Consider the following 10,536-nt stretch of genomic DNA (forward strand, 5'->3'; position numbering starts at 1 on the left):
CGGGCCCGGGCCGCATACACACAGCACCTGCAATGGCATCGTTCACGCTACACGGCATCCCGGTCTCGCGCGGCATCTCGATCGGCCGCGCGCACAAGCTCACGCCGGCCGCGCTCGACGTCAAGCACTATCTGGTGCCGGAAGAGCAGGTCGAGGCCGAGGTCGGGCGCCTGCAGGACGCCATCGCCGCCGTGCACCACGACCTGCAGGAACTGTGGACCGACCTGCCGAAGGACGCCCCGACCGAGCTGGGCGCCTTCATCGACGTGCATGCGCTGATCCTCTCGGACCCGATGATCTCGGAAGCGCCGCTGGACATCATCCGCTCCCGCCACTACAACGCCGAGTGGGCGCTGGTGACCCAGATCGACGAGCTCTCGGCGCAGTTCGACGAGATCGAAGACGAGTACCTGCGCGAGCGCAAGCACGATATCCAGCAGGTGGCCGAGCGCGTGCTCAAGGTCCTGACCGGCACCGCGCTGCCGCTGCCGGCGCCGCCTTCCGAGCACAACGCCGACCAGTACCAGCCGCAGATGATCGTGGTCGCGCACGACATCTCGCCGGCCGACATGCTGGCCTTCCGCGACCGCTCGTTCATCGGTTTCGTGACCGACGTCGGCGGCCAGAACTCGCACACCGCGATCGTCGCGCGCAGCCTGGATATCCCGGCCGCAGTGGGCATGAGCCAGGCATCGCGCCTGATCGAACAGGACGACTGGGTCATCATCGACGGCGACGCCGGCGTGGTGATCTGCAATCCGAGCCCGCTGGTGCTCGAACAGTACCGCGCGCGCCAGCAGACGCTGCTGCGGGCGAGGAAGCGCCTGCTCAAGCTGAAGAAGACGCCGGCGGTTACGCGCGACGGCACCCCGATCACACTCCTGGCCAACATCGAGCTGCCGGACGACTGCCCGGCGGCGCTGGAGGCGGGCGCGGTCGGCGTGGGCCTGTTCCGCTCCGAGTTCCTGTTCATGGGCCGCGGCGCGCATCCGGTCAAGGTGCCGAGCGAGGACGAGCAGTTCGAGCAGTACCGCAAGGCGGTGCTGGCGATGAAGGGCCGGCCGGTCACCATCCGCACGCTCGACATCGGCGCCGACAAGCCGCTCGACCCGGGCGAGCACACCGCGCTTAACCCGGCGCTGGGCCTGCGCGCGATCCGCTACTGCCTGGCCGAGCCGCAGATGTTCCTGACCCAGCTGCGCGCGATCCTGCGCGCATCCGCCTTCGGCAAGGTGCGCATCCTGATCCCGATGCTGGCGCACGCGTTCGAGATCGACCAGTCGCTGTCGATGATCAAGCAGGCCAAGGCCCAGCTGCGCGAGGAGAACGTCAAGTTCGACGAGGCGATCGAGGTCGGCGCCATGGTCGAGATTCCGGCCGCCGCGCTGGCGCTGCCGATGTTCGTCAAGCGCCTGAATTTCCTCTCGATCGGCACCAACGACCTGATCCAGTACACGCTGGCGATCGACCGCGTCGACTACGAGGTTGCGCACCTGTACAATCCTCTGCATCCTGCGGTGCTGCAGCTGATCGCGATGACCATCAGCGCCGGCAAGAAGGCCGGTCTGGACGTGGCCGTGTGCGGCGAGATGGCGGGTGACGTGAAGTTCACTCGCCTGCTGCTGGGCATGGGCCTGACCGAGTTCTCGATGCACCCGGCCCAGCTCCTGGCCGTCAAGCAGGAGATACTGAGCAGCGACCTGGCATTGATTGCCCCGCGCACGCGCAAGGTTCTGCGCTCGATGGAGCCGGCCGAGATCGTCGAGGCGGTTGAGCAGCTGCAGGCGATGTAACACCACGGCGCGCAAAGTTCGCGCCGTACTACACAAGAACGAAAGTCTCATGGGATCAATTGGAATAGTCTCTCCCCAGGCGATGCACTTCGCCGAGCCGCTGCGCCTGGCCAGCGGCGCCCGGATTGCCGACTACACGCTGATGTACGAAACCTATGGCACGCTCAACGCCGACAAATCCAACGCGGTGCTGATCTGCCATGCCCTGAACGCCTCGCACCACGTCGCGGGCACCTATGCCGACAACCCGAAAAGCGCCGGCTGGTGGGATAACATGGTCGGGCCGGGCAAGCCGGTCGACACCGACCGCTTCTTCGTCATCGGCGTGAACAACCTCGGATCGTGCTTCGGCTCGACGGGGCCGATGCATGTCAATCCGGACACCGGCAAGCCGTATGGCGCGGCGTTCCCGCTGGTGACGGTGGAGGACTGGGTGGCGGCGCAGGCACGGCTGGCGGACCAGCTGGGCATCGAACAGTTCGCGGCGGTGATGGGCGGTTCGCTGGGCGGCATGCAGGCGCTGGCCTGGTCGATCATGTTCCCGCAGCGGCTGCGCCACTGCGTCGTGATCGCTTCCACTCCCAAGCTGTCGGCCCAGAACATCGCGTTCAACGACGTGGCGCGCCAGGCCATCCTGACCGATCCCGATTATCACGGCGGCGACTTCTACGAGCACGGCGTGGTGCCGAAGAACGGCCTGAAGGTGGCGCGCATGGTCGGCCACATCACCTACCTGTCCAACGACGACATGGCCGAAAAATTCGGCCGCAAGCTGCGCAACGCGGCCGAGAATAACGACTACAAATTCGGCTTCGAGATCGACTTCGAGATCGAGTCCTACCTGCGCTACCAGGGCGACAAGTTCTCCGAGTACTTCGACGCCAACACCTACCTCTTGATCACCAAGGCGCTCGACTACTTCGACCCGGCGCGCGAGCACGGCGGCGACCTGACACGCGCGCTGGAAGGCACCCGCGCCCAGTTCCTGGTCGCTTCCTTCACCACCGACTGGCGTTTCGAGCCAGCGAGGAGCCGGGAGATTGTGCAGGCCTTGATCTCGAACCGGCGTAAGGTGACCTACGCCGAGATCGACGCGCCGCACGGCCACGACGCATTCCTGCTCGAAGACCCGCGCTATATGAACGTGGTGCGCGCCTACTACGAGCGCGTGTGGGAAGAATGCCAGCGCGGCACGGCGAAGGAGGCGGCATGACGACGATCGCAACTGAAACCGGCATCCGTCCGGACCTGGCCTTCATCGCGCATTGGGTGCGCGAAGGCTCGCACGTGCTGGACGTGGGCTGCGGCGACGGCGCCATGCTGCGCTTCCTGGAATCCGACAAGCGCTGCACCGGCTATGGCATCGAGATCGCCGACGACAAGCTCCTGGAGAGCACCCGGCGCGGCATCGCGGTGATCCAGCACGACATGGAGCAGGGCCTGGACCTCTTCGGCGACAACTCGTTCGACACGGTGCTGTGCCTGTCGTCGCTGCAGATGATGCAGCACGTGGAAAAGCTCCTGCGCGACATCGTGCGCGTGGGTTCGGAAGCGATCGTCTCGTTCCCGAATTTTGCCTACTGGCCGCACCGGGTGGCGCTGCTCAAGGGGCGCATGCCTGTCTCGCGTTCGCTGCCATACCAGTGGTACGACACGCCGAACGTGCGCTGCGCGACCATCTACGACTTCCAGGAGCTGGCCGAAGAGTGCGGGCTTGAGGTGCTCGAGTGCGTGGCGCTGGCTGAGGGCAAGCCGGTGAACTTCCTGCCGAATTTGCGCGGCAGCCTGGCGGTGTTCAGGCTGCGCAAGAAGGGCGGCGCGGTTTCGGCATGAGATTTTGCAGGCGGGTAGGGTGTGCGCCTCCCGTTGGTTTATCTGAGAGGATAGTGCTGGTAAAAACAGCGCTATCAGAGACGAGATGAATAGACTCAAACGAGCCATCGTGCTGCTCACGCTGTGCGCCTGTGTGGGCGCCGCGCCCGCGCAGCCGCAAGCGCAAGAGCAGGTCGTCCAGGACGGCATCGCCGTGCGTCCGCTGTCAAGGTGGCGCGTTCTGGCGCCGGAAACGGCGATCAACCAGCAGTCTGCCCAGCAGTACAAGGGCCTGCTGGAGCAGGCACGCGAAAAAGGCGCGCTGGTGCCGGCCACCCATCCCGAAGTGCAGCGCCTGCGCCGCATTGCCGATCGCCTCATTCCGTTTACTCCTCGTTGGAACCCGGCCGCCAGCAAATGGAAGTGGGAGGTCAACCTGCTCAACTCGTCGCAGGTCAACGCCTTCTGCATGCCGGGAGGTCGCATCGCCTTCTTCACCGGCATCCTGTCCAAGCTCAAGCTCACTGACGACGAAATCGCCGCGGTCATGGGCCACGAGATTGCGCACGCGCTGCGTGAGCATGGGCGCGAACAGATGGGCAAGTCGACCGCGACCTCGATCGGCGCGCGTCTTGGCGGTGCCGCGCTGTCTGCATGGCTTGGCATCGATCCGCGCATGACGGACCAGGTGACCGGATACGCCGGCCAACTGATGGTATTGAAGTTCTCGCGCGACGACGAACGCGAGGCCGACCTGGTCGGCCTGGACCTGGCGGCGCGCGCCGGCTTCGACCCGCGCGCCGGCGTGGCGCTGTGGCGCAAGATGGCCGCGCTGAACCAGCAGCAGCCGATCGCACTGTTCTCGACCCACCCGCTGGGACCGGAGCGCATCGCCCAGATCGAAAACCACATGAACGTGCTGCTGCCGCTGTACGCGCGCGCCAAGGGCACATCGGTAGACCGGCTGCCGCCCTACCGCACCAACGTGGCGCTGCGCTGATGGGGCACCAGGCCGAAGCCAACGCACGCGTACCGCTGCCGATAAGGAACGGCGTCTCGCCCAGCTACCTGTGGATCACCGAGACTCTGGCCGGCGGCATGCTGCGCTTCTTGAACGCTCGCTTCCCTGACATCGCCGGTCCATCGTGGCTTGACCGGATGGCGCGCGGTGAAGTGGTGGACGCGCAGGGCACGCCGCTCGCCCCCGACAGCCACGTACGCAGCGGCATGCGCATCTGGTACTACCGCGAGCTGATTGACGAGACCCCGATCCCGTTCAAGGAACAAATCCTGTTCCAGGACGAGCACCTGCTGGTCGTCGACAAGCCGCACTTCCTGCCGATGATCCCGACCGGGCGCTTTTTGCACGAGACGCTGCTGGTGCGGCTCAAGCACAAGCTGGCGCTGCCGCACCTGACGCCGATCCACCGGCTCGACCGCGAAACCGCCGGCGTTGTCATCTTCTCGCACAACCTGGACACGCGCGGCAGATACCAGTCGATGTTCCAGAAGCGCGTGGTGCGCAAGGTGTACGAGGCGTTAGCAAGCCCGATTCCGGAACGCGAATGCCCCTTCACCTACCGGAGCCGTATGGTCGACGGCGACAAGTTCTTTGTGATGAAGGAAGAGGAGGGCGAGCCGAATTCCGAGACCCTGGTCGAGCAGATCGAAAGGCGCGGCGACCTGGTTCGCTATCGGCTGCACCCGCACACCGGGCGCAAGCATCAGCTACGCCTGCACATGGCTTCGCTCGGCGCGCCGATCCTCAATGACGCCTTTTATCCGGTCGCTCTGCCGTGCAAGGGCGACGACTTTTCGGCGCCGTTGCAGCTGCTGGCGCGCACGATCAGCTTCGAGGATCCGCTGACAGGCCAGGAGCGCAGCTTCACCAGCGAGCGCGAGCTGGCCTGGCCGGATCAGAGCGCGTAATCGATGATCAAGGGCGCGTGGTCGGAGAAGCGCTCTTCCTTGTAAATCGAGACCGCGTGCGCCTTGGCGGCGATGCCGGGGGTGGCGACGTGATAGTCGATACGCCACCCGACGTTCTTGGCCCACGCCTGGCCGCGGTTGCTCCACCAGGTGTACTGCTCGGGGCGCTGATCGATCCCGCGATGCACGTCCACCAGGCCCAGCTCGTCGAAGACGCGCGTCATCCACTCGCGCTCCTCCGGCAGGAAGCCCGAATTCTTCTGGTTGCTCTTCCAGTTCTTCAGGTCGATTTCCTTGTGCGCGATATTCCAGTCACCGCAGATCACCACTTCGCGGCCCTCGGCCTTCAGCTGCTGCAGGTGCGGCAGGAACACGTCCATGAAGCGGAACTTGGCCTCCTGGCGTTCCGGCGAAGACGAGCCTGACGGGCAATACACCGAAATCACGGTCAGGTTGCCGACATCGCAGCGGGTGTAGCGACCTTCGGCATCGAACTCGGCGCTGCCGAAGCCGATGCGCGCGGCGTCCGGCTTGATGCGCGAGTAGACCCCGGTACCGGAATAACCCTTCTTTTCGGCATAGTGGAAATGGCCATGGTAGCCGTGCGGCGCGAGGAACTCCTCGGTCATGTCGGCCTCCTGGGCCTTCAATTCCTGCACGCAGACGAAATCGGCATCCTGCGTGGCCATCCAGTTGAAGAAACCTTTTTTGTGTGCCGAACGGATGCCGTTCAGGTTCGCGGAAATAATTCTTGGCATTCGATAGGTGAAGGAAAGCAGGGCAGTGCGAATGACGCGGATTGGGCCTGCGGATTAAAATACAGCCAGATTTTTACTTTGGGGTCATCGTGCAAAATTTGCGTCAACAGTTTATCGCGTTTTCAGTCTCGGCGGGAGTGCTGAAATTCGGCGAGTTCACCACCAAGGCGGGACGCCAGTCGCCGTATTTCTTCAACGCGGGCCTGTTCCACGACGGCGCGACCCTCGGCCAGCTGGCGCAGTTCTACGCGCAGACGCTGCTCGACTCGGGCATCGAATTCGACATGCTGTTCGGCCCGGCCTACAAGGGCATCACGCTGGCATCGAGCACCGCGGTGGCGCTGGCCGCCAAGGGCCGCAACACCTCGTACGCCTACAACCGGAAGGAAGCCAAGGACCACGGCGAAGGCGGCACCATCGTCGGCGCGCGGCTACAGGGAAAAGTGGTGATCGTCGACGACGTGATCTCGGCCGGCACCTCGGTGCGCGAATCGGTGGACATGATCCGGGCCGCGGGAGCGGAACCGGCCGCGGTGCTGATCGCGCTCGACCGGATGGAACGCTCGGGCAAGGACGGCGCGCTGTCGGCGAATTCGGCGGTGCAGGAAGTGTCGAAGGAGTTCGGCATCCCGGTCATCTCGATTGCCAATCTCGATGACCTGTTTGGCTACTTGTCGAGCAAGGCGGGCGATCCGGCGCTGGCGCAGTTCAAGGACAAGGTGGCGGCGTACCGTACTTGCTACGGCGTCTGAAGCAGCGCGTTCCGGTTGCGCCAGCTCCTGTCCTCCGGCTCCCACGGTAGTATTATTTTCGGTCGGAGGCACCATGAAAAGCTACATCAGCCGCAATCCCGAGATCATGAGCGGTGTGCCGTGCTTTGTCGGCACGCGCGTACCTGTTCAAAATCTTTTTGATTATCTCGAGTCCTCGTTCCCGTTGGGCGAATTTCTGAAGCAGTTCCCGACGGTATCCGAGGAGGCCGCTGTCGGGGTGCTTGAGGAGGCGAAGCACAGCCTATTGAAGGATGAGACTCCTGCTTGACGAGTCAGTACCGGTTGGACTTCGCGACCATTTGCCTGCGCATCAGGTGCCCAGCGTTATGGAAATGGGATGGGCTGGCTCGCAAAACGGCCTTCTCTTGTTGCGCGCTGCCAGCTGTTTCGACGTTTTGATCACCACAGACAAAAATATCCAGTATCAGCAGAACCTGTCCCGTTTGCCCGTTTCGGTGTTGGTCCTTTCGGCGCATTCGAATACCTTGCCTGCATTGATGCCTCTTGTACCAAACCTTGAGGCGACATTGCTCGGATTGCCACCGCGCTCATTTGCAGTCGTCACAGCCAAATAGAAGAGGGGCAAGGCCGGGCCTGTTCCGGACGGCGGTCCGCTGGTTTCACTCAATCGGACGTGGATTGCGCCGCGTCGTTCTGGTCCTGGTCGGCGAAGGCCGGGCTGCCGGCGACCAGGTCGCAGTAGAAGTTGTCGCGGGCGTCGGTGCCCATCCGGCGCTCGCCGCGTGACAAATAGGGTCAGAGTCAAATTTCCCGGCAACTTCGAAAAATTTTCGGTTATTCGACTCCGACCCCGGTTATATCGCGGGACTGACGTTGCCAAACAAATGGGGTCAGCGTCGAATTGTTCGGAAATTTAACAAAGTTCCGATTAATTCGACTCTGACCCCATTTTGAGGGCAATAAAAAACCGGGGACGTGCCCCGGTTCTTGTCGGGTCCTGCCAGCTTAGCCGGCCAGCTTCTTCTTCAGCAGTTCCGTCACCTGCGCCGGGTTGGCCTTGCCCTTCGACGCTTTCATGGTCTGGCCGATCAGCGCGTTGATCGCGGCTTCCTTGCCCGCGCGGTACTGCTCGACCGACTTGGCGTTGTTGGCCAGGACTTCGTCGACGATCGCTTCCAGCGCGCCTGTATCCGAAATCTGCTTCAGGCCCTTCTGCTCGATTACGATGTCGGCCAGGTTTTCGTCAGCCGACTTGGCTTCCCACATTGCCGCGAACACTTCCTTGCCCGCCTTGTTGGAAATGGTGCCGTCGGCGATGCGCTTCAGAAGCAGCGCCAGCTGCGACGCCTCCACCGGCGCTTCGTTGATCGAGACGCCTTCGCGGTTCAGGGTCGACGAGACGTCGCCCATCATCCAGTTGGCCGCCGCCTTGGCGTTCTCCTTGCCGGCCTTGGCCACCACCGCTTCGTAGTAGGTCGCCATCTCCTGGGAGCCAGTCAACACAGTGGCGTCGTACTCGGGCAGGCCGTAGTCTTTGACAAAGCGCGCGCGCATCGCGGCCGGCAGTTCCGGCATGTCGGACTTGACGCGCTCGATCCATTCTTCCGAGATCATCAAAGGCGGCAGGTCCGGGTCCGGGAAGTAGCGGTAGTCTTGCGCATCTTCCTTGGTGCGCATCGCGCGCGTTTCCTTGCGGTCGGGGTCCCACAGGCGCGTCGCCTGCACCACCTTGCCGCCGTCTTCGATCAGCTCGATCTGGCGCCGCACTTCGTAGTGGATCGCTTCTTCCATGAAGCGGAACGAGTTCAGGTTCTTGATCTCGCAGCGGGTGCCGAATTCCTTTTGACCGAGCGGACGCACCGAGACGTTGACGTCGCAGCGGAACGAGCCTTCCTGCATGTTGCCGTCGCAGATGCCGAGCCAGACCACCAGCGCGTGCAGCGCCTTGGCGTAGGCCACCGCTTCGGCGGCGCCGCGCATCTCCGGCTCGGACACGATCTCGAGCAGCGGCGTGCCGGCCCGGTTCAGGTCGATGCCGGTCATGCCGGCGTAGTCTTCGTGCAGTGACTTGCCTGCGTCTTCCTCGAGGTGGGCGCGGGTCAGGTTGACGGTCTTGGACTCGATCTTGCCGTCCTTCTCGTACATGAAGGACAGCTGCCCGCCCTGGACCACGGGGTCCTCGAACTGGCTGATCTGGTAGCCCTTCGGCAGGTCCGGGTAGAAGTAGTTCTTGCGCGCGAAGACCGATTGCGGCGCGATCTTCGCGCCCACTGCCAGGCCAAAGCGGATCGCGCGCTCGACCGCGCCCTTGTTCATTACGGGCAGCACGCCCGGCAGCGCCAGGTCGACCGGGCTGGCCTGGGTGTTCGGCTCGGCGCCGAACTGGATCGAGCTGCCGCTGAAGATTTTGGAGTTGGTCGTGAGCTGGACGTGGTTCTCAAGACCGATGACGACTTCCCATTGCATAGTGTTCTCTCTTTTCTGGTCCGCTCGTTATACGCCTTCGGGAGCGCGCTTGTGCCAGTCGGTCGCTTGCTGGTACTGGTGGGCGACGTTCAGCAGCTTGGCTTCGCTGAAGTAGTTGCCGATGATTTGCAGGCCGACCGGGCGCTTGCTGTTCTTGTCGCCCTGGCCGAAGCCGGCCGGAATCGACATGCCGGGCAGCCCGGCCAGGCTGGTCGACAGCGTGAAGATGTCGGCCAGGTAGTTGGCGACGGGGTCGTCGGCCTTGGCGCCGAGGTCCCAGGCCACGGTCGGGGCCACCGGCCCCATGATCACGTCGCAGTGGTCGCGGAAGGCGGCCTGGAAGTCGTCGGCGATCAGGCGCCGGATCTTTTGCGCTTGGACGTAGTACGCGTCGTAGTAGCCGTGGCACAGCACGTAGGTGCCGACCATGATGCGGCGCTGGACTTCGCGCCCGAAGCCCTGGGCGCGCGTTTTCCGGTACATGTCTTGCAGGTCCTTGTACTCTGGCGCGCGGTAGCCGTAGCGCACGCCGTCAAAGCGCGACAGGTTGGACGACGCTTCAGCCGGGGCGATGATGTAGTAGGTCGGGATCGACAGCGCGGTCTTGGGCAGCGAGATCTCGACCAGGCTCGCGCCCAGTTCGACAAACTTGTCCAGCGCGGCGCGCACTGCCTGTTCGACGTCCGCAGCCAGGCCTTCGCCGAAGTATTCCTTCGGCACGCCGATGCGCAGGCCCGCGAGCGGCCGGTTCAGCTCGCGCGCGAAGTCCTCGCGCACGTTGCCCTGTTCGGCGGTCAGGCTGGTCGAGTCGCGGCCGTCGAAGCCGACCATTTCATTCAGCAGCAGCGCGCAGTCCTCGGCGGTCTGCGCCATCGGGCCGCCCTGGTCGAGCGACGAGGCGAATGCGATCATGCCATAGCGCGACACGCGGCCGTAGGTCGGCTTGATGCCGGTGATGCCGCAGAACGCAGCCGGCTGGCGGATCGAGCCGCCGGTGTCGGTGCCGGTCGCGGCCGGCGCCAGGCGCGCGGCCACCGCGGCCGC

The 10,536-nt window shown here is 64.1% G+C and carries 11 protein-coding genes; 8 read left to right on the top strand and 3 right to left on the bottom strand.

Annotated elements, in window-relative coordinates; genetic code table 11:
* Positions 1-32 precede the first annotated feature (32 nt).
* From ptsP to E4O92_RS11035, 5 genes are all read left to right on the top strand, one after another.
* Positions 33-1,793, top strand: a complete 1,761-nt coding sequence (ptsP, locus tag E4O92_RS11015) for a phosphoenolpyruvate--protein phosphotransferase (protein ID WP_135189819.1) — start codon at positions 33-35, stop codon at positions 1,791-1,793.
* 49 nt (positions 1,794-1,842) lie between these two features.
* A complete protein-coding gene (metX, locus tag E4O92_RS11020) occupies positions 1,843-3,006 on the top strand; it encodes a homoserine O-succinyltransferase MetX (protein ID WP_135189820.1) in 1,164 nt (387 codons plus the stop codon).
* Positions 3,003-3,626 (top strand): methionine biosynthesis protein MetW, encoded by a 624-nt coding sequence (metW, locus tag E4O92_RS11025; RefSeq protein WP_135189821.1) that lies wholly within the window; start codon positions 3,003-3,005, stop codon positions 3,624-3,626. Before metX ends, metW begins: the two co-directional genes overlap by 4 nt.
* A gap of 85 nt (positions 3,627-3,711) precedes the next feature.
* On the top strand, positions 3,712-4,605 hold the full coding sequence (locus E4O92_RS11030) for a M48 family metallopeptidase (RefSeq protein WP_135189822.1): 894 nt from the start codon (positions 3,712-3,714) through the stop codon (positions 4,603-4,605).
* Entirely contained in the window at positions 4,605-5,534 is a 930-nt protein-coding gene (locus E4O92_RS11035; protein ID WP_135189823.1) for a pseudouridine synthase, read from the top strand. Before E4O92_RS11030 ends, E4O92_RS11035 begins: the two co-directional genes overlap by 1 nt.
* Here the strand turns inward: E4O92_RS11035 and E4O92_RS11040 are convergent.
* Positions 5,522-6,292, bottom strand: a complete 771-nt coding sequence (locus E4O92_RS11040) for an exodeoxyribonuclease III (protein WP_135189824.1) — start codon at positions 6,290-6,292, stop codon at positions 5,522-5,524. The two genes, E4O92_RS11035 and E4O92_RS11040, sit on opposite strands and share 13 nt — an antisense overlap.
* Positions 6,293-6,381: 89 nt before the next feature.
* On the opposite strand from E4O92_RS11040, the gene pyrE reads away from it, so the two are divergent.
* The 3 genes from pyrE to E4O92_RS11055 all read left to right on the top strand — a co-directional run bounded on the left by pyrE (position 6,382) and on the right by E4O92_RS11055 (position 7,640).
* Positions 6,382-7,044 (top strand): orotate phosphoribosyltransferase, encoded by a 663-nt coding sequence (pyrE, locus tag E4O92_RS11045; protein WP_135189825.1) that lies wholly within the window; start codon positions 6,382-6,384, stop codon positions 7,042-7,044.
* 73 nt (positions 7,045-7,117) lie between these two features.
* Positions 7,118-7,333 carry a DUF433 domain-containing protein gene (locus E4O92_RS11050; protein WP_135189826.1) on the top strand — a complete coding sequence of 72 codons (216 nt, stop codon included), beginning with the start codon at positions 7,118-7,120 and terminating at the stop codon, positions 7,331-7,333.
* Positions 7,317-7,640 (top strand): hypothetical protein, encoded by a 324-nt coding sequence (locus E4O92_RS11055; RefSeq protein ID WP_135189827.1) that lies wholly within the window; start codon positions 7,317-7,319, stop codon positions 7,638-7,640. Before E4O92_RS11050 ends, E4O92_RS11055 begins: the two co-directional genes overlap by 17 nt.
* A gap of 391 nt (positions 7,641-8,031) precedes the next feature.
* Here E4O92_RS11055 and gatB read toward each other — a convergent pair whose 3' ends face one another.
* Positions 8,032-9,492 (bottom strand): Asp-tRNA(Asn)/Glu-tRNA(Gln) amidotransferase subunit GatB, encoded by a 1,461-nt coding sequence (gatB, locus tag E4O92_RS11060; protein WP_135189828.1) that lies wholly within the window; start codon positions 9,490-9,492, stop codon positions 8,032-8,034.
* Between the two features lie 27 nt (positions 9,493-9,519).
* The coding region (locus E4O92_RS11065; protein ID WP_135189829.1) for an amidase family protein at positions 9,520-10,536 on the bottom strand (1,017 nt) is incomplete at its 5' end.

This window comes from Massilia horti (assembly GCF_004614195.1).
GTDB lineage: Bacteria > Pseudomonadota > Gammaproteobacteria > Burkholderiales > Burkholderiaceae_D > Telluria > Telluria horti.

What these genes read in the sequence shown, in the direction of transcription:
- metX (WP_135189820.1), top strand. Translation starts at nt 1,843, where the DNA reads ATGGGATCAATTGGAATAGTCTCTCCCCAGGCGATGCACTTCGCCGAG.
- metW (WP_135189821.1), top strand. Translation starts at nt 3,003, where the DNA reads ATGACGACGATCGCAACTGAAACCGGCATCCGTCCGGACCTGGCCTTC.
- E4O92_RS11055 (WP_135189827.1), top strand. Translation starts at nt 7,317, where the DNA reads ATGAGACTCCTGCTTGACGAGTCAGTACCGGTTGGACTTCGCGACCAT.
- ptsP (WP_135189819.1), top strand. Translation starts at nt 33, where the DNA reads ATGGCATCGTTCACGCTACACGGCATCCCGGTCTCGCGCGGCATCTCG.
- E4O92_RS11040 (WP_135189824.1), bottom strand. Translation starts at nt 6,292, where the DNA reads ATGCCAAGAATTATTTCCGCGAACCTGAACGGCATCCGTTCGGCACAC.
- E4O92_RS11035 (WP_135189823.1), top strand. Translation starts at nt 4,605, where the DNA reads ATGGGGCACCAGGCCGAAGCCAACGCACGCGTACCGCTGCCGATAAGG.
- E4O92_RS11050 (WP_135189826.1), top strand. Translation starts at nt 7,118, where the DNA reads ATGAAAAGCTACATCAGCCGCAATCCCGAGATCATGAGCGGTGTGCCG.
- gatB (WP_135189828.1), bottom strand. Translation starts at nt 9,492, where the DNA reads ATGCAATGGGAAGTCGTCATCGGTCTTGAGAACCACGTCCAGCTCACG.
- E4O92_RS11030 (WP_135189822.1), top strand. Translation starts at nt 3,712, where the DNA reads ATGAATAGACTCAAACGAGCCATCGTGCTGCTCACGCTGTGCGCCTGT.